The following is an 18,142-nucleotide window of genomic DNA, read 5'->3' as shown; positions in this document are numbered from 1 at the left end:
ACGCTCACGCTGAACAGTTGTCGACAATTTCCTGATTACCCCAGGGTTAAATTCTGGTGACGGCACCTTGCATTAACCTTGGATTAACTTGATGTCACAACTAAAACCGGCGGAAGTCGGTTGATGGGTCGTTGCTGCCGTGCGAAACTGGCCGGATGCGGACACCCGTTCACGGGGGGCACGTGCCGATAAGCGTCCGGTGTCCCCTTTCTTTGCGGTTCGTTCTGGTTCCGGCAGTGGTTCTGGTACTGGTCCTGGCGGGATGCGGCGCGGATGCTGCCCCCCAAGGTGAGCGCCCGATGTTCACGTCCGGTTCGGCGGTGCCGGCCGAACCGCCGACTGCCCCGGCCTCTGCTTCCCAACCCGCCGGTTCCCAGCCGTGGGCGCCGACGTCGAATGCAGATGCCGGTGCCGCGACGCAGCTGGCCCCGGCGCAACCGACCCCGGCCCCGCTCCGCAGGCCAGCGCCCCAGGCGGGAGCCGTCGCGGCACTGACTCCGCCCCGGACCACCGATGTGACCATGACAGGTGATCTGCCCGGCTGGAAGCACGTGTTTGTCGAGGATTTCTCCGCGGGTGATGTCCCGCTCGGCGGGTTCCCCGGCCCGCTCTACAGGGCACGGTGGAGTGCCGGCTACAAGGACGGGACACCGGACACCGCCGGGCAGAAAAACGGTGGAAAGACCGGCTATTACCCGTCCAAAGTTCTCAGCGTCCGCAACGGCACGCTTGACTGGTACCTGCATTCGGAAAACGGCATCGCGATGGGCGCGGCGCCGATGCCCAAGATCCGCAACGCCAGCTCCAACCCGCCGCGGGCCAACAGTCTGCTCTACGGCCGGTACTCGGTCAGATACCGGGCCGACGCGCTGCCCGGGTTCAAGACAGCCTGGCTCTTGTGGCCGGACAGCGGGGTATGGCCACGGGATGGCGAGGTTGATTACCCCGAAGGGGATCTGGCCACGGTAATCTACGGCGCTGTCCATTACGACCGGAACAGCCGGGACGCCTTCGAGAAGCTCGATTCGGACCAGTTCGTGACGTCGTGGCATGTGGCCACGATGGAATGGAGCCCAGGCCGGGTTGAGTTCTTTCTGGACGGCCGTTCGCTGGGGTTCAGCAACAAGGGCCCCACGGTGCCCATGCACCTGATCCTGCAGACCGAGTCCTGCCTCACGGGCTGCCCGGCCCCAACGGCGCAGGGCCACGTCTCCCTTGACTGGATCAGCATCTGGGTGCCGGCCTGAGCCCTTGTGCCCGGCCGGGGCCCTGGGTCGGCCCCGGTCTGACTGCTGGCGCTGCGGGGCCCTATCTGCGGCGGAGGGTGAAGGAATCCGAGAACGTGTAGCCCTCTGCCGGAACGAAGCGGGCGGCCAGTTCCTCCGCCGTGGCCCTGACATCCAGTGTGCCAAAGGCGGGATTCTGGTTCTTGCCGGACGTAGTCGCGAAATAGGGCATCTCCGGGTCCCCGGATTTCACGTTGTAGAGTCCGACGCCGCCAACCCCGACCGTGGCGAACACGGTTCCCGAGCCCTGGACCATGGAGCCGTCGGTATCGGCCAGGCATCCGGCCGTGAAGCTGGCGGGAACCAGTTCCGGGCAGGCCCCGGCCCGGGCCAGCTGGTGGGTCCGCTGGTAGATGTGGTCGTGGCCGGACAGGACGAGGTCCACATTCTTTTCGATCAGCATGTTCGTGAAGTCCTGCCCCGCCTGGCAATCGTAGTTGCCCACGCTCAGGCAGGGGGTGTGCATGCCCACCACCGTCCACGGGATGTTCTGCGCTTTGGCCTCGTCGATGGCGTCCGCGGTCCAGCGCCAGCGTTCGCTGCCCTTTGAATAGTCCAGCGGTTCACCGTCACGGAAGTCGATTCCCGGGGAAACCAGGATGAAGCGGACCACGGGGTTCTGCTCGGGAACATCCACGCGCCACTGGACGCCGTACTCGCCCTGAAGACCGGGCAGCCTGTTGGGCAGGCACTCAACAAATTTCTCTATGTCGCCTTCGCTGCCGTCGCTCTCGTGGTTTCCGGTCACCAGTTGGTACGGAAAGTCGGCGCCGAGCCGGGTGGTGACCATGTCGCAGAACTGCTGTTCAATCCCGGCCTTGTACGTAAGGTCACCGAGCGCGAGGTTCAGGTGCGGGTTGAGCCCGGCCACGACGTCGAGCACCTTTTTGGCGCCCGTACCGACGCCGATGTCCCCTTGGGCGGTGAAATGCACGGCTTCGCCGGGCGGCGGCCCGGACGCCGAAGGGGTGCCCGTGCCCGGGCCGGGGCTCGGTGCGGAACTCGACGACGGCGTGCCAGGGCTGGGGCTCGGGGCGGGTTCCGGCGGCTCGGGCTGGCAACCGGAGAGCAGCAGGCCCACGCCAAGCAAGCAAGCGACCAGACCCGCCTTGCCACGTTTCCCCAGGGACCCGGCCACGATTCCTCACATCACTTGGTTGGACAGGATGGTGCGAAACAGCTCTGAAAAACAGTTCTGACAACGGGGTGGTTGCCCGGCATTTATAGGCCAGAGTAACCGGGGAGCGGAGCGATGGCCAGAGAATGCGTGAGCCGCGGATCGCTGCAGCAGCATCGGAATGCCGGACTACACAATGCCGGGCGTCGTAGGCCGGAGGGACCTAGCCCGGAATGGGGCTTCGTCGTTAACATGCAGGGAGGGGCTAATACCCCGACCGGCCTGGCGGGACAGGCCCGCCCCGCTCAAAGGAGACTGTTGTGACCCTGCCCGAAGGTTTGACCCCTGGAGTGTGGACGCTGGACATGTCCCACAGCGAAATCGGATTCAGCGTCCGCCATGCGGGCATCAGCAAAGTTCGCGGCCGGTTCAACGAAGCCACCGCCGAGGCCAGGGTGCACGATTCCCTCGCGGACGCGAGCCTGCACGCTACTGTCAAGACCGCCAGCTTCGATTCGGGGGACGCCAACCGAGACGGCCACGTCCGCGGCGCCGACTTCTTCGACGTCGAAAAATACCCGGAGATGACGTTCCGCGCGACCGGCATTCGCGGTGACGGGGAAGACTACGTGCTGACCGGCGACCTCACGATCCGGGACGTCACCAAGCCCGTGGAGCTTGAAGTGGAGTACACGGGCGTCGCGGTGGACCCGTTCGGCGCCACCCGGGCCGGCTTCAGCGCCGAGGCCGACATCAGCCGGAAGGCATTCGGTCTGACCTGGAACGCGGCCCTCGAAGCCGGCGGCGTCCTGGTCAGCGACAAGGTCAAAATCAGCGTCGAGGCCGCCATGGTCAAGCAGGCCGACACCTAGACGACCGATTGTCACTCCCAACGGCGAGAATGGACCCATGAAGACACTCCTGAACATCATCTGGCTGGTCTTTGGCGGCCTTTTGCTGGCACTCGGATACTTCGTTGCCGGCGTCATCTGCTGCATGTTGATCGTCACCATTCCTTGGGGGCTGGCCGCGTTCCGCATCGCTTCCTACGCGATGTGGCCATTCGGCCGAATGGTGGTGGACAAGCCCGGCGGAGAAGGCATGTTCGTCTTGCTGGGTAACGTCATTTGGCTGGTCGTGGCAGGCATCTGGATCGCGATCGCGCATGTAGTCACGGCCTTCGCCATGGCCATCACGATCGTCGGCATTCCGCTGGCCATCGCCAATCTGAAGCTCATTCCGGTCTCGCTCATGCCGCTGGGCAAACAGATCGTCCCGAGCCATTCGGCCTACGTAACCACCTACAGTCCCGGCGGTCGCTAGCCCGGGAGGGGCAGTGCGGCCGACGGGGGCCGAGGGGCACCGCCGCCGTCAGTCCAAGGAAACCGAGGGAGAGGATCATGAGCGAACTGGCGTCCGAAGGCTCGGACCTCATGCTGGTTATCGTCCGCGAGTTCAGGGCCCCCATCGGGGTCGTCTGGAACGCGCTGACGGATCCGGACCAGGCTCCCCAGTGGTGGGGCCCGCGGGGCTTTCACGTCCCGCGGGAGAGTATCGAGGCGGACCTCGAGGTCGGCGGCCTGTACCGGGCCTGCATGATTCAGGAGGGTACTGGAGAGGAATTCTGGTGGAGCGGGGTGCGCACCGACGTCGAGCCGCCGCACCTGTTCGTGTTCACCCATGCCTGGGACAAGCCGGACGGCACCCGTGGCTTTGAGACCGAAGTGACCATCCGGCTGGAGGAGGTGGACGGCGGGACGCAGATGACCTTCACCCAGGGCCCCTTCGACTCAGCTGGCAGCCGCGACCGGCACGGCGAAGGGTGGCGTGAGTCGTTCGACCGGCTGGCAAACCACCTCAGCGTTGCCGCCTGAGCGTCACACCCTGCGCGCCCGACAGACTTCACGCCAGTTCGCCGTGCAGGTTCCGGCGCGCGGCCTGCAGCCACAGCGCGCGGCCGCGGTCGGTGTGGAAGAGCGGATCAAGCGCCAGCAGATGGCGGACGACGGCGGCGCGGCCGGCGGCGAAGTCGGCATCGCCAATGTGGGCGAAATCTTCCCTGACGGCGGTCAGGTAGCGGGCGTAGGCCTCCGGGTCCCCGCCCAGGACGGAGAGGTCGGCATCGCTGAGGAGGGCGCCGGCGTGGTCCCCGGGCTCTGGGCGGTGGTCCGCCGTCAGCAGCACCAGGCGCACCACCTCGTTCACCTCGTCGGCCGGGAGGCCGGCCTGCCGGAGTCGGACTTCGGCCAGCTGTGCTGATTCTTCCTCGTCCTGGCCGGCGACGCCGCGGTAGACGGCGTCGTGGAACCAGGCCGCCAGCGCGACGGCGCGGGGCGGATCGGCCGGGTGGCAGAGCACGTCCAGGGCCTCCAGTACGGCCAGCAGGTGGGTGCGGCCGTGGTATTTCCGGTGCTCCTCGCCCCAGCGGTCCAGCAGATCCAGGAAGAGGGCGTCGTGGCCCGGCAGCACCTCGTTCCAGCGGTTCAGCAGCGGGAGCCGGAGGGCCTTGCCCCGCTGGCGGGCCGGAATCCGCAGCCCGCTGGCGATCAGCTTGCGGACCAGGACCCGGCCTTCCACCGGGACGGCCCCGGCCGCCACCAGGGCCGCGTACCGGTCTTCGGCGACGTCATAGTGGTCGCCGTCGAACGCGCGCCCGGGGATGCCGGCGGCCGCGGCGAAGGCGTGCAGCTCCTCCAGCGAGGTGTCCGAGACCAGGTGGGAGAAGCGGGTTCCGTGGGCAGGCCAGAGCGGCGGATCAACGTAGACGGCCATGGGGGAAGTCTAGCGCCGGTGGTTCGGGCCGCCGGCGTTCCATCCCCTGCGGCGCAGCTGGTGGATCAATTCAATCGGGTGCCTGGTGGCTGTGCTCAGGTGGCAGGCAGGATGTTCTGGTTGCCGCGGAAGGTGTTGTCGGGATCAAACTGGCGCTTCACCTGCGCCAGCCGGTTGTAGTTTTCGTCGCCGTAGGCCGCGCGGATCCGGGCCTGTCCTTCGTTGCCTATGAAGTTTAGCCACACGCCTCCGGTCGCGTAGGGGGAGATGTCCTGGCGGAACCGTTTGACCCAGGCTTTCGCGTCCTGCCCGCCTTGCGGAGTGTCGCCCAGGCCGAAGGGGTGGCTCACCCAGTTGGCGCTTCGGTTCAGCAGCGGGGTGGCCGCGGCGGCAGGTCCGCTTACGGCTCCGCCCCAATGGGCTATCAGCTGCTGGGAACTTGGTCCCGGGAGGTTCCGGGCCGATTCGATGATGACGTCCAGGGCGTCGTCGGAGAGTTCGTCGTGATAGTCCGCGCTCCAGTAGTTGTACTTGCCCGGCGGGTCATCGAGGGAGCACTGGAAGTCCGCGTAGTTTGTATCCTCTACCAGGTCCACAACGGGGCCAAGGTCCCTGTAGGCCTTAGCGTGTTCCCTCCCTTCCTCGGCGTCGCCGGCGAACGCGTACACCACGAAGGCTGCCATCTTGCCGACCATGTCCGCGGGGACAACAGGTTCCGCTGGCGCGATCCCGTAGACGAGGGTGGCGGACTCTGCGTCGGGAGCCGCCTCGGCCAGTTTCCGGTAATCGCGGCCGAGTTCTGTGGCCGCGTCTCCCGGCCACATCAGCACTCCGGCATGTACCTTTGGCCCCAGTTGGTGCAGCCCGAAGGTGAACGACGTGGCGACGCCGAAGTTCCCGCCGCCTCCGTGCAGGGCCCAGAACAACTCGGGGTTCTCCTCGGCGCTGGCGGTCACTTGCTCACCGGCCGCCGTGACCAGATCCACGGAGATGAGATCGTCACAGGCGAAGCCGAAGGCCCGCTCCAGCCAGCCGGAGCCGCCCCCGAGCGTGAATCCGGCGAGACCCGTCGTCGAGACCCGCCCGCCGGTGATGGCGAGCCCGTGTTCCTGGGTGGCGCGGTCAAACTCCCCGCAGGTGAGGCCCGCCCCCACCGTTGCGGTGCGGGCCTCGGGGTCCACCCGGGCGGATTTCATCGGGCGGACGTCCACCACCAGGCCGCCCTCGTTGGTGGACATTCCGGCCACCGAATGGCCGCCGGCCCGGACAGCGACATGCAGGCCGTGTGTCCGCGCGTAGGCCAACGCTTCGGCCACGTCGGAAGGGCCGGCGCACTGGGCTATCACGGCCGGATGGCGGTCGATCATCGCGTTGAAGAGTTTTCGGGTTTCGTCGTATTCCGGGTGACCCGGCCTGACCATTTTCACGGCAGTGCTCCCTCGGCGACCGCGGCTCCGCCCCACCCCCACAGCCTACGACTGTGGGCCTTCGGAGGCTACGGCCAGTTGACCCCGCCGGCGGGGGGGGGCGGGGACTGCGGTGGCGGTTGGCGACCGCGGCGCGGGGCTTGGGGCGGGTCAGTCGCGGGCGGCGCGGACCGGGTGTTGGCTAACGATGGAGACCCGGTTGAACGCGTTCATGGTAATCGCAAGCCAGCTGACTGCGGAGAATTCCTCGGCCGTCAGGTGCTTTCGGGCCTGGGCGCCTTCATGGTCGCGGCTGTGAGCGTCGGAGATGGTGGTGATGGCCTCGGCCAGGGTGAGGGCTGCGCGTTCTTTCTCGGAGAACAGGGTGGTGTCGCGCCAAGCGGAGAGGACAGCCAGCCGCTGGGCCGACTCGCCGTTCTTGACGGCGTCGCCCACATGCATATCCAGGCAGTAGGCGCACCCGTTGATCTGCGAAATGCGGACGTTCAGTAGCTCGATCAGGGTCCCGTCCAGGCCCGTCTCGGCGGCGGCTTCCTTGGCTTTCAGGCCCAGCCCGTTGAGCGCACGCCAGGCAGCCGGGTGCTCCTTGTCGAGAAAAACACTCCTGTGCTCGGGATTCTGCGGTGCGGCCGTCTCGTTCATGGACTCCACAATACCGACGAGCTTCCAGACCGCCCGGAGCGTCGTGTGACAAATTTGTCAAACGTGTGACAAGCTGTGGGGGTGGGAGTGATGGGTTCGATGGCCGGCTCCTTGGGGGACCCGGCCATCGAACCGCCCCTCCCGGCCTGGACCTCGAGCCGCTGCTCCCGTTACGGGCGTCGAGCCGCTGAGCGCCGCCAACCGAACTTCCCCGCACTAGCTGCCGGGACATGTCCAGTTTCCCGCCCCAAGCGCGGACATGTCCCGAGGTCAGCCCCGGCAACAGAGGACATGTCCAGTTTTCAGGCCCAGGCGTGGACATGTCCCGAAGTCAGACCTGCCGGCAAGGGACATGTCCAGCCTTCGTGCCCGGGAGTGGGCACAAGGGGATTATGTCCGCTGGTGCGGGCTCGTGGTGGGCATGTCCGGCGGCGGGCTCCTGCGCGGGGGGACATGTCCACCCGTGAGGGTCAGGACAGGGCATGTCCGGCGGCCAGGGAAGCACGCGGAGCAGGGCAAGCCGGGGAAGCACCGGAACCCGCCCAGGAACGGCCCAGTTCCTCGCCGGCCGCGTGCATGGCCTCCGGATTTCCGGCCACGATGATGCCGGCAAAACTGTCGGAGGCCTCGCCAAGGTCCGGATCCACCGAGCCCACCACGGCGTACACCGGCTTGGCGCCGGCACGGGCCAGAATGGCGGCAATGATCTTCCCCTGTTCGGTCTGGGAATCCAGCCGCCCCTCGCCGACCACAACCGCGCTGCTGGCGGCCAGCTGCGCGTCGAAGCCCAGCAGGTCCAGCACATAGTCGGCGCCGGAGACCAGACTGGCGCCGTAACGTGCCCACATGCCGCCGGAGAAGCCACCCGCCGCGCCGGTGCGGTCCACCAGTCGGGGATCGCGGCCGCAGTCGGCAGCAAATCCCGCGGCCTGCAGGTCGAGCCGGCGGGTCAGATCCGCCACCACGGCCGGGCCGGCGCCCTTCTGCGGCGCAAACACCCGTGCGGCGTCGGAAAAGCGCGTCGTGACGTCGCTCAGGATCACCAGCTCCGCCCCACCTAGGCCGCCGCGCTCCTCGATCGCCGCAATGGCGCCGGCACCGCCGTCGGTCGTGGCGGACCCGCCGGCCGCCACCAGCAGCCGGCGGGCACCGAGCCGGACGGCCTCCGCCATGAGCACCCCGGTCCCGTAGGTGCTCGCCGCTACCGGATCCCGGTCCCCGGAGGCCGGCAGGTTGAGCCCGCTGGCGAAGGCCAGTTCGACGACGGCGGTGCCGTCGCCGGTCAGGGCGATGGCGGCGTCGACCGCGTCACCCCACGGACCCACGGTGCGGATCCGCACCGGCCGCGCGTCCAGGCCCCGGGCCAGGGCCTCGAAGGTTCCCTCGCGCCGTCGGCCACGGGCAGTTCGACGGCGGCGCCGCCGGCGGAGCGGATCCCCGAGGCAATGTGTGCCGCGACCTCGGGTGCGGTGAAGGTGCCCTTGACTCCGGGGCGACGAGAAAGCTCATTCGCTCAGAAACCGACCTTGTCGCGGCCCTTGAGCTGCAGCATCTGGCGCGCCTCGTCGGGGGTGGCGACCTCAAAGTTGAGCGCTTCGAGAATGGTGCGGATCCGGGTGACCTGTTCCGCGTTGGACGCGGCGAGCTGTCCCGGCCCGATCCACAGGGAGTCCTCCAGGCCCACCCGGACGTGCGAGCCCATGGCGGCACCGATCGTGGCGAGCGGCATCTGGTTCCTGCCGGCGCCGAGGATGGACCACTCGTAGTCCTCGCCCAGCAAGCGGTCTGCGGTACGGCGCATGTGCATGAGGTCCTCGGGGTGGGCCCCGATGCCGCCGAGCAGGCCGAAGACCGACTGGACGAACAACGGGCCCCGGGCCAGTCCGCGCGCGTGGAAGTGGGCGAGATTGTTCAGGTGCGAGATGTCGTAGCACTCGAACTCGAAGCGGGTGCCGTTCTCGTTGCCGATGCCCAGGATGGTCTCGATGTCCTGGAAGGTGTTCTTGAAGACCAGGTCGCGGCTCTTTTCGAGACCTTCGCGCTCCCACTCGTGGCCGAAATCGCTGAAACGGTCCAGCATGGGGTAGAGGCCGAAGTTCATCGAGCCCATGTTGAGCGAGGCGAGTTCGGGCTTGAAGAGCGCTGCAGGCTGCATGCGCTCTTCGACGCTCATGTGCGGGGAGCCGCCCGTGGTGATGTTGATGACGGCGTCGGTGTTGCGCTTGAGCTTTTCCAGGATCGGGGCAAAGTGCTCCGGGTCCTGCGAGGGCCGGCCGTCCCGCGGATCGCGGGCGTGCATGTGCACGATCGCGGCGCCGGCCTCGGCGGCGCCAATCGCGGCGTCGGCTATCTCATCCGGGGTTACGGGCAGGTGCGGGGACATCGACGGGGTGTGGATGGCGCCGGTGACGGCGCTGGTGATGATGACCTTGCGGGCAACAGCCATGGGAATGTCTCCTTGGTGGGACGGGCTTGGCGGACAGGCTTGGTGGGACTGGCTTCGGGACGGCTTGCCGGCGGCGGCGTGGAGGCTCTGGCGCCGGAACGCGGCCGGGGGGCCGGTCCCCGGGGGTCAGTAAAGCTTTTCGGTGTTGCCGTCGACGGCGAGGGCCTGGCCGTTGACGTTGCGGGCCAGGTCGCTGGCCACGAACGCGGCCATGTTGGCGATGTCCTCGGCCTCGATCAGCCGGCCCAGCGAGGACTGGTTGCGGTAGAGCGCGGACACCTCGTCCGCCGGCCGGTCCAGCATCCGGGCCTTGGCGCCGATGACGGCGTCGATGCGGGGGCCGTTGACGGCGCCGGGGCAGATGGCGTTGACGCGGATGCCGTCCGGGCCGAGTTCGATCGCCAGGGTCTTGGTCAGCCCGACGACGGCCCACTTCGACGCGGAATAGGCGCTGCGGCCGGCCATGCCCAGCCGCCCCGCGGCCGAGGACAGGTTCACGATGGAGGCGCTGGTCCCTTCGCGGAGCAGCGGCAGCGCGTGTTTGATGCAGAAGAACTGGCCATGGATGTTGACGTCGAAGGTCGTCTTCCACGCCCCGGCATCCAGGGTTTCCAGTGGCCCGGTGGGTCCGGCGATCCCGGCGTTGTTGACCAGGACGTCAAGGCCGCCCAGTTCCTCCCGGACAGTGGTCATGAGCGCGCGGACCTGGTCCTCGTCCGAGACGTCGCTGACCGCGGCCAGGAGCCCGTCGACCCGGGCCTTGTCGACGGCGTCGGGGTCAATGTCGGTGACGAAGACGGTGGCGCCGAGTTCCCGGAACCTGTTGGCGATGGCCAGGCCGATGCCGTTGGCCCCGGCGGTGACCAGAACGCGCTTGGCGGTGAAATCCATGAGTAGTTCCTTGCAGTGAGTGGGTTTTCGGGCCGGGTCCGGGCGGCAGCGGCGCGTCCGGACCTGGCGAGGTCGGTTGTGGGTCAGTGGGCCGCTGGGACGGTCGCGGGCTTCTCGGTGCCGCGCTTGAGCAGCAGGGACAGCAGCGCGCCGATGATGCACATGGCCACGATGAACCACAGGCCGGAAAGTTTGGAGCCGGTGGCGTCCTGCATGAAGCCCATGACGTAGGGGCCCAGGAAGCCGCCGCAAAGTCCGACGGTGTTCACGAATGCGATGCCGCCGGCAAGGGCTGCGCCGCTGAGGCGGGTGGCAGGGTAGGTGAAGAGGATGGGCTGCAGGGCGAAGAAATTGAAGGCGGCGAGGCAGAACCCGATCATGCCGAGCAGCGGGCCGCCGACGGCGCCGAGGGCGAAGCCGGCGACGATGCCGGTCATGGTGCCGGTGACCAGCAGCCGGGAACGGCGGCCATCAGTTGCGAAGCGCGGGACCAGCAGGGCCCCCACAGCCGAGAAAATCCACGGGATGGCTGTCAGCAGGCCGATCTGCAGCGGGCCGAGCTTGCCGTACGTGCCGATGATTGAGGGCAGGAAGTAGGACAGCGCGTAGACGGCGATCTGGTGCGTGAAGTAGACGCCGACGACGAGGAGGATCTGCTTGTCTTTCAGGGCATCGCGCAGCCGGTGGTTGCCGGAGGCCTCGGCGCCGGCGGTTTCCTCGGCTGCGATGCGGGCCTCGAGATCGGCGGCTTCCTCAGCGGTGAGGAACGTTGCCTGGCTGGGACGGTCCGGGAGCTTCTTCCACACGACGTAGGCAAGAACGCACGCCGGGAGACCTTCGACCAGGAACATCCACTGCCAGCCGTGCAGGCCGCCAAGCCCGTCCAGGGTCAGGAGCAGGCCACCCAGCGGTGCACCGACGATGTTGGCGATGGAGACGCCGAGCAGGAACATGCCGTTCGCCTTGGCGCGGTCCTTGACCACGAACCACTGGGTCAGGAAGTACATGACGCCCGGGAAGAGCCCGGCCTCGGCGACGCCGAGCAGCATCCGCATGATGTAGAAGGACCATTCGCCCTGGACGAAGGCCATGCCGGCGGAGATGATGCCCCATGTGATCATGATGCGCATGATCCAGAAGCGGGCGCCGACCTTGTGCATGATCAGGTTGGACGGGATCTCGGAGAGTGCGTAGGTCAGGAAGAACAGTCCGGCGCCGATGCCGTACGCGGTGGCTGAGATGCCGAGGTCGATCTCCAGCCTGTCCTTGGCCATGCCGATGTTGGTGCGGTCCAGGAACGCCATGATGTAGGCGCCGATCAGCAGCGGCATGACGCGGCGTAGGATCACGCCGTTGATTTCCTGCGGTGTGCGCATCTTCTTTGGTGCGGTTACAACTGACATGGGTCGTGGTCCTTGGGTAGAGGGGGAAGTCGGAACAGAAAGGGTCTGCGGGATGTGGGCAAACGGGGGCAACGCAGCCGCGAAGCGACGCCCGGCTTTTGTTTCGTCAGGGGTTTGTGGAGCGGAAGGCCCGGCGGCGGCCCGGCGTGCGGTGCCGGGCCTTAGCTGTCCGGCGGCGTGCAGCCACACGTCCGCCCGATATGCAGGCGGTGCCGGCACACTTTCGAGGTGTAGGTGGCGGACGGGGAGTCGATGCGTTTGAGCAGCATGGCGAACGCCTCGTTGGCCATTTCCTGCTGCGGCTGGACAATGCTGGTCAGGTTAATCAGCCCGGAACGGCTGTGGGGCAGGCCGTCGCAGCCGGCGACGGCGACATCGTCCGGGATGCGGAGGCCGCGGGACAGGGCGTATTCCATGACGCCGATGGCAAGTTCGTCGCTGCCGCACACCACTGCCTGGGGCGGAGTGCCCCCGGAGAACAGCCGTTCCGCGGCCAGCCGACCGCCCTCGTTGTTGACTCTCGTGCTGATCTTCCGGTCGCCGCTGATCGTGATGCCTGCCGCGGCGGCGGTGCGGACGAAGGCCTGCTCGCGGGCCAGGGAGGCCGTTGAGAAACGGGGACCAATTACCGTGGCGATCTCAGTGAAGCCATGGCCGAGCATGTGCTGCATCAACGTGGTGGCCGCGGCGTCGTCGTCGATCCCGACGAAGTCCGAGTCGAGGAAGTCCGCCCGGCGGGACAGGCACACGTAGGGAATCCGGGCCGCCCTAAGCGTGCGGAGTGCAGTGGCGTCGTCCCGGAGCGAGGCGGCAAGGATGACGCCGTCCACGTTGCGGTGGGCGAGCGTCGAGGTAACTTGGGCGAGCACCCGCGGATCATCCTGGGTGGTGGCGACGAACACCTCGTAGCCGGACTCCGCCGCGGCCGTGATCACGCCCTGCGCCCAGCGCGGAAACATCGGATTGATGATGTTCGGCAGAATGAGCCCGATGACCCGGGTCCGCTGGGCGTCCGTTGACTGCGAAGGCTTACGCGGCCTGAAGCCGAGCTCGTTCGCCACGTGGATGATGTGGCGGCAGGTCTCCGGTGAGACGCCGCCCTTGCCGTTGAGGACATAGGAGACGGCAGCCGAGGAAACACCCGCGGCCCGGGCCACTGCGGCCGCCGAAACCGGCGGGACGGGGCCTTCCACGGCGACGCTCGTGGCGTGTTCCTTCATGTCAGGCCCTCCTTCGCATCGGTTCGAGTTGCTGTGACCCCAGTTACAGTAAGGAGCCCACTGAGCGTTAAGCAATGTTAAGTGTTTCACGCTGGCTGGGCGGCGCCGATGGTGGGACATGCCCATCCTTGCGTGTCTGTGGGGTGCAGATCCTCGTTTTGCCGTCGATGCGCGTCGGGACATGCTCATTCTTTGGGCCTCGCCCTGGGCATGCTCATCCTCGGCGGCCGGATGGAGGGGACATGTCCAGCTTTTGGCCCCAGGAGTGGACACAACAGGAGTATGTCCACTCCTCGGGCGCGGGGGAGGACATGTCCCAAGTTGTGGCCGGGCCGGGACATGTCCGGGGTTCGGGCCGGCGGTTCGGCGCAGCCCCGGATGCGGGAGGCCGCCGCCCCTAGACAGGCGTTTCGCTGTCGGCAAACATGGAGCCAACGTCCCCCATCTCAAAGTTGAGCGATATAGACTCAACTTTAAAGTCAGGACCATTCCGGAAGGAGCCCTTTTTGGACGCCAAATTCACCACCAAGAGCCAGGAAGCTCTCGCTGCGGCAGCCATGAACGCCTCGACAGCAGGAAACCCGCAGCTCGAGCCCGCCCACCTGCTTAAGGCGCTTATGGACCAGCGGGAGGGCGTCGCCGTCGCGCTGCTCCGGGCCACCGGCGCCGACCCGGACGCCGTCAGCGTCCAGGCCAGCACGGCCATCAAGGCCCTGCCCTCCACTTCCGGCAGTTCCGTGCAGCAGGCGCAGCTGTCCCGCGCCGGGCTGCAGGCGATCCAGAACGCCCAGAACGAGGCCGAGCGGCTCGGGGACAGCTTTGTGTCCACCGAACACCTGCTGCTGGGCCTGGCGGCCGGGAGCGACGGCGTCGGGAAGCTCCTGCGCGAGGCCGGCGCCTCACACGAGGCGCTGCTGGCCGCGCTGCCCGGCGTCCGCGGCGACCGCAAAGTGGACAACGCCGACCCTGAAAACTCCTTCCAGGCGCTCGAAAAGTACGGCACGGACCTCACCGCGGTTGCCCGCTCCGGCAAGCTGGACCCGGTGATCGGCCGCGACGCCGAGATCCGCCGCATCATCCAGGTCCTGAGCCGCCGCACAAAGAACAACCCGGTCATCATCGGCGAGCCCGGTGTCGGCAAGACCGCCGTCGTCGAAGGACTGGCCCAGCGGATCGTGGAAGGTGACGTTCCCGAAAGCCTGCGCGGAAAAACCCTGATCGCGCTCGACCTCGCCTCAATGGTGGCCGGAGCCAAGTACCGCGGCGAATTTGAGGAACGGCTCAAGGCGGTCCTGGAGGAAATCAAGGGCTCCGAAGGGCAGATCGTCACCTTCATTGACGAACTCCACACGGTGGTGGGCGCCGGTGCCTCGGGGGACAGCTCCATGGATGCCGGCAACATGCTCAAGCCCATGCTGGCACGCGGCGAGCTGCGGCTGATCGGTGCCACCACGCTGGATGAGTACCGCGAGAACATCGAAAAGGACCCGGCCCTGGAGCGCCGCTTCCAGCAGGTCTTCGTGGGCGAGCCCAGCGTGGAGGACACCATCGGCATCCTGCGCGGGCTCAAGGAACGCTACGAGGCCCACCACAAGGTCTCCATCGCCGACTCCGCCCTTGTCGCGGCCGCAACCCTCTCCAACCGGTACATCTCCGGCCGGCAGCTGCCGGACAAGGCGATCGACCTCGTGGACGAGGCGGCATCACGGCTGCGCATGGAAATCGACTCCGCCCCGGAGGAAATCGACCAGCTGCGCCGCCAGGTGGACCGGCTGACCATGGAGGAACTCGCCCTGGCGGGCGAGACCGACCCCGCCTCCGTGGAGCGGCTGGCGGCCCTGCGCGCGGACATGGCGGACAAGAAGGAAGAGCTCGCGGGCCTGAACGCCCGCTGGGAGGCCGAGAAGGCGGGCCTGAACCGGGTGGGGGACCTGCGGGCCAAGCTCGACGAGCTCCGCTCCGCGGCGGACAAGGCCCAGCGCGAGGGAGACCTCGAGACGGCATCCAGGGTCCTCTACGGGGAAATCCCGGCCCTGGAGCGGGAACTGAACGCCGCCGCCGCGGCCGAAGCCGCCGTGCCCGACAAGTCCGCGCAGATGGTGGCCGACGAGGTCACCGCCGATGACATCGCCGAGGTGATTTCGGCCTGGACCGGCATCCCGGCCGGGCGCATGCTGCAGGGCGAGAGCCAAAAGCTGCTGAATATGGAACACGTTCTGGGCGAACGGCTGATCGGCCAGAAGAAGGCCGTCGCCGCGGTCTCCGACGCCGTGCGCCGGGCCCGCGCCGGAATCAGCGATCCCAACCGGCCCACCGGCTCCTTCCTGTTCCTCGGCCCCACCGGCGTCGGCAAGACCGAACTCGCCAAGTCCCTCGCCGACTTCCTCTTCGACGACGAGCGCGCGATGGTGCGGATCGACATGTCCGAATACTCGGAAAAGCACTCCGTGGCCCGGCTCGTCGGCGCCCCTCCCGGGTACGTCGGCTACGAGGAAGGCGGCCAGCTGACCGAGGCCGTCCGGCGGCGCCCGTACTCGGTGCTGCTGCTCGACGAGGTGGAAAAGGCCCATCCGGAGGTCTTCGACATCCTCCTGCAGGTGCTCGACGACGGCCGGCTCACCGACGGTCAGGGCCGCACCGTCGACTTCCGCAACGTGATCCTGGTGCTCACCTCGAACCTGGGCAGCCAGTTCCTGGTGGACCCCACCCTCGACGCCGAGGCCAAGCGGAACGCCGTCATGGCCACGGTGAATGCCTCCTTCAAGCCGGAGTTCCTGAACCGGCTGGACGAGGTGGTGCTGTTCGACCCGCTGAACGTGGAAGAGCTGTCCAGGATCGTGGAACTGCAGGTCAAGGAATTGGGCGAGCGCCTCAAGGGCCGCCGGCTGAACCTGGAAGTTACCGAGGGCGCCCGCGCCTGGCTGGCGGTCACCGGATTCGACCCCGCGTACGGCGCCCGGCCGCTGCGCCGACTGGTGCAACGCGAGATCGGCGACCGGCTGGCCAAGGCCATCCTGGCCGGCGAGATCTCGGACGGCGACACGGTTGTGGTGGACACCGCGCCTGATCTGATGGAACTCACCATGGACGGCCGGGAAACCACGGACTGGCCCGACGGCGGCACGTCCACCGGCGCCGGGCTCTCGGTCCGGCGCAAGGAGTAGGGCCCCTCGGGGCCCCGCGGACCGAAAGGCCGCCGGGGCCCGCCGCCGGGCTCCTTCGCCAGCGCCGCCGGGCACGGCGTGAAGAGTAAGTTAAGCAGCACTGGCAGCCGGGATCTTTCCGGCTGCCAGTGCTGTGTGACGCGCCGGGTTAGGGCAGCAGGGATTTCGTGAGGACGTTTCCGGTATTTGCTACGACGTAGCAGTCGACCCGGCGGTCGCCCTTGTTCCAGCTGCTCGAGCTGGGATAGGCCAGTTTGTAGCTCAAGGCGTCACCGGTCTTGTCCGTCAGCGGTGCCGCTCTGCAGACATCACGTGCCTTTTGCTTGAGCGCTTCCCGGCCCGGGTAGGAGTCCCCGGCCGCGTACTTCTCCACGGCGACCAGCTGCGCCGAGTGGCCGGTGGCACAGTCGACGACAGTGGATTGTTGCGCATTCGGATCAAAGTCCTTGAAGCAGTCGCGCAGCTGGAAATCCATGGGGGTGACGCCTTCCAGCGGCAAGGTCCCGCGGCTGGCAGGGGACGAAGCCGACGCCGCTGCGGCGGCCGGACTGTTGTCCGCGGAGGGCTGGCCAGTGCCGGCGACGGACGCCACAGCCCACCAGGCCAGAAGCCCGAGGACGGCTAGCACGGCCGCGGCCACCCCGAGCCGTTTGGAGCCCTGGCGGCGGATCCGGCGGGCGACAGGACGGATCCGCCCCGCGACAGGACGGATCCGGCGGGCCAAGGGGCGCGCACGGTCGGAGAGTGCGGTGATGGCGCCGGCGAAGGCGGTCCCGGGGGCCTTCGCAGCGGGTTTCCCCGCTGGGGGCGCGCCAGGCGCCCCGACCTGCCCGGAAGGCTCGGCGGGTCCGCGTGAGGGCGCCGTCGAAGGTTTTGCGCCCCGTTCCGCATCGACTTCGATGACGGGCAGGGCGGACGTCGGCGGCCTCGAAGGCGGCGGCGGGATTGCCCCGGCGCCGGGCCTTGGATTCTCTTCAGCCAATGAGAAATTCACCACTTCCGTGCGTCTCTTGCGCGGGCTGGAGGCCCGGCGTCGTGGCCCTTTTCTGGGCGCACATCACGAAACTCTATCGAAGATGCACGGCGCGGCGCATACGCCCGGGCCCGCTGCTGCCCGCTGGAGGAGGCGCCGCGCTGTCCACAGGGGGCGGGGCGGCAAGCAGTCGGCGCCGAAAGCATGTAATCTAGGTGTACGACAAATTGACCAAACATTCCGGGGCCTCACCGATCGCCAAAGGTGACCACCTCCGGTCCAAGTACAAAAGGGGGTCACGCCATGGGGCGCGGCCGTCAAAAGGCAAAAGCTACTAAGCAGGCTCGGGACATCAAGTACTACTCCCCGAACACTGACTATTCGGCCCTTCAGCGCGAGCTCACGGGTCCGGGAAGTCGTGCCACGAACCACTTTGCGGATGACCCGGTTGAACCGGATTATTCAGCGTACGTGGATAAGTACGCGGACGATTTGGAAGACGACGACGAGGTAGATTCCCGTCGCATAGGTTAGTCGGCGCTTCGTCCCGGCAACCTTTTCCCGCGGTCGCATCGGCCAGGTCGCACTGGCCAGTTGCATTACAGTTGCACTGTTCAGTGGCCTTGTCCGGTGACAGTGCCCGATGGGATCCTTCCGGCACCGCGCGGTGCCAGTCATTGAACTCCAGGCCGTCGGCCGCGCCTGTCTCAGGCGTGTCCGGCGGCTTTTCTTGCGCCACGCGCTAGGCACCACGCGCTAGGCACCACGCGGTGGGGACCGCGGGTGAGGCACTGCGCTGTG

General features: G+C 67.5%; 16 protein-coding genes. 6 read left to right on the top strand and 10 right to left on the bottom strand.

The genetic code is table 11. The features are described from left to right. Window positions 1-299 precede the first annotated feature (299 nt). Window positions 300-1,247 (top strand): family 16 glycosylhydrolase, encoded by a 948-nt coding sequence (locus ACFVVK_RS01415; protein WP_390262369.1) that lies wholly within the window; start codon window positions 300-302, stop codon window positions 1,245-1,247. Window positions 1,248-1,308: 61 nt separating this feature from the next. On the opposite strand, the gene ACFVVK_RS01410 is transcribed toward ACFVVK_RS01415, so the two are convergent. Continuing rightward, window positions 1,309-2,424, bottom strand: coding sequence for a metallophosphoesterase (locus tag ACFVVK_RS01410; protein ID WP_390262366.1), 1,116 nt, complete (start codon window positions 2,422-2,424; stop codon window positions 1,309-1,311). Between the two features lie 299 nt (window positions 2,425-2,723). On the opposite strand from ACFVVK_RS01410, the gene ACFVVK_RS01405 reads away from it, so the two are divergent. The 3 genes from ACFVVK_RS01405 (at window position 2,724) to ACFVVK_RS01395 (ending at window position 4,277) form a co-directional block, all read left to right on the top strand. Continuing rightward, window positions 2,724-3,275, top strand: coding sequence for a YceI family protein (locus ACFVVK_RS01405; protein WP_390262363.1), 552 nt, complete (start codon window positions 2,724-2,726; stop codon window positions 3,273-3,275). A gap of 37 nt (window positions 3,276-3,312) precedes the next feature. After that, window positions 3,313-3,726, top strand: coding sequence for a YccF domain-containing protein (locus tag ACFVVK_RS01400; protein ID WP_390262360.1), 414 nt, complete (start codon window positions 3,313-3,315; stop codon window positions 3,724-3,726). A 77-nt stretch (window positions 3,727-3,803) separates the two neighbouring features. After that, window positions 3,804-4,277, top strand: a complete 474-nt coding sequence (locus tag ACFVVK_RS01395; protein ID WP_390262357.1) for an SRPBCC domain-containing protein — start codon at window positions 3,804-3,806, stop codon at window positions 4,275-4,277. A gap of 28 nt (window positions 4,278-4,305) precedes the next feature. Here ACFVVK_RS01395 and ACFVVK_RS01390 read toward each other — a convergent pair whose 3' ends face one another. The 8 genes from ACFVVK_RS01390 to ACFVVK_RS01355 all read right to left on the bottom strand — a co-directional run bounded on the left by ACFVVK_RS01390 (window position 4,306) and on the right by ACFVVK_RS01355 (window position 13,204). Next, a complete protein-coding gene (locus tag ACFVVK_RS01390; protein WP_390262354.1) occupies window positions 4,306-5,175 on the bottom strand; it encodes a DUF4031 domain-containing protein in 870 nt (289 codons plus the stop codon). Window positions 5,176-5,270: 95 nt separating this feature from the next. Continuing rightward, window positions 5,271-6,596 carry an FAD-binding oxidoreductase gene (locus ACFVVK_RS01385; RefSeq protein WP_390262776.1) on the bottom strand — a complete coding sequence of 442 codons (1,326 nt, stop codon included), beginning with the start codon at window positions 6,594-6,596 and terminating at the stop codon, window positions 5,271-5,273. Between the two features lie 156 nt (window positions 6,597-6,752). Beyond that, window positions 6,753-7,244 (bottom strand): carboxymuconolactone decarboxylase family protein, encoded by a 492-nt coding sequence (locus ACFVVK_RS01380; protein ID WP_390262351.1) that lies wholly within the window; start codon window positions 7,242-7,244, stop codon window positions 6,753-6,755. Window positions 7,245-7,714: 470 nt separating this feature from the next. Then, window positions 7,715-8,584 carry a glycerate kinase gene (locus ACFVVK_RS01375; protein WP_390262348.1) on the bottom strand — a complete coding sequence of 290 codons (870 nt, stop codon included), beginning with the start codon at window positions 8,582-8,584 and terminating at the stop codon, window positions 7,715-7,717. Between the two features lie 173 nt (window positions 8,585-8,757). Beyond that, window positions 8,758-9,690: a 3-keto-5-aminohexanoate cleavage protein gene (locus tag ACFVVK_RS01370; RefSeq protein WP_390262345.1), complete on the bottom strand. Its 933-nt coding sequence runs from the start codon at window positions 9,688-9,690 to the stop codon at window positions 8,758-8,760. Window positions 9,691-9,816: 126 nt separating this feature from the next. Beyond that, entirely contained in the window at window positions 9,817-10,581 is a 765-nt protein-coding gene (locus ACFVVK_RS01365; RefSeq protein WP_390262342.1) for an SDR family oxidoreductase, read from the bottom strand. An 83-nt stretch (window positions 10,582-10,664) separates the two neighbouring features. Further along, window positions 10,665-11,984 carry an MFS transporter gene (locus ACFVVK_RS01360; protein ID WP_390262339.1) on the bottom strand — a complete coding sequence of 440 codons (1,320 nt, stop codon included), beginning with the start codon at window positions 11,982-11,984 and terminating at the stop codon, window positions 10,665-10,667. 161 nt (window positions 11,985-12,145) lie between these two features. Beyond that, on the bottom strand, window positions 12,146-13,204 hold the full coding sequence (locus ACFVVK_RS01355; protein WP_390262337.1) for a LacI family DNA-binding transcriptional regulator: 1,059 nt from the start codon (window positions 13,202-13,204) through the stop codon (window positions 12,146-12,148). A 506-nt stretch (window positions 13,205-13,710) separates the two neighbouring features. Between ACFVVK_RS01355 and clpB the strand changes: the two genes are divergently transcribed. Next, window positions 13,711-16,368 (top strand): ATP-dependent chaperone ClpB, encoded by a 2,658-nt coding sequence (clpB, locus tag ACFVVK_RS01350; protein ID WP_390262334.1) that lies wholly within the window; start codon window positions 13,711-13,713, stop codon window positions 16,366-16,368. A gap of 148 nt (window positions 16,369-16,516) precedes the next feature. On the opposite strand, the gene ACFVVK_RS01345 is transcribed toward clpB, so the two are convergent. Beyond that, window positions 16,517-17,350, bottom strand: a complete 834-nt coding sequence (locus ACFVVK_RS01345) for a septum formation family protein (RefSeq protein ID WP_390262331.1) — start codon at window positions 17,348-17,350, stop codon at window positions 16,517-16,519. Between the two features lie 294 nt (window positions 17,351-17,644). Between ACFVVK_RS01345 and ACFVVK_RS01340 the strand changes: the two genes are divergently transcribed. Further along, window positions 17,645-17,875, top strand: coding sequence for a DUF3073 domain-containing protein (locus ACFVVK_RS01340; protein ID WP_390262329.1), 231 nt, complete (start codon window positions 17,645-17,647; stop codon window positions 17,873-17,875). Window positions 17,876-18,142 lie beyond the last annotated feature (267 nt).

The organism is Arthrobacter sp. NPDC058192, assembly GCF_042883665.1.
GTDB lineage: Bacteria > Actinomycetota > Actinomycetes > Actinomycetales > Micrococcaceae > Arthrobacter.
This window is presented reverse-complemented; position numbering and strand designations above follow the sequence as displayed.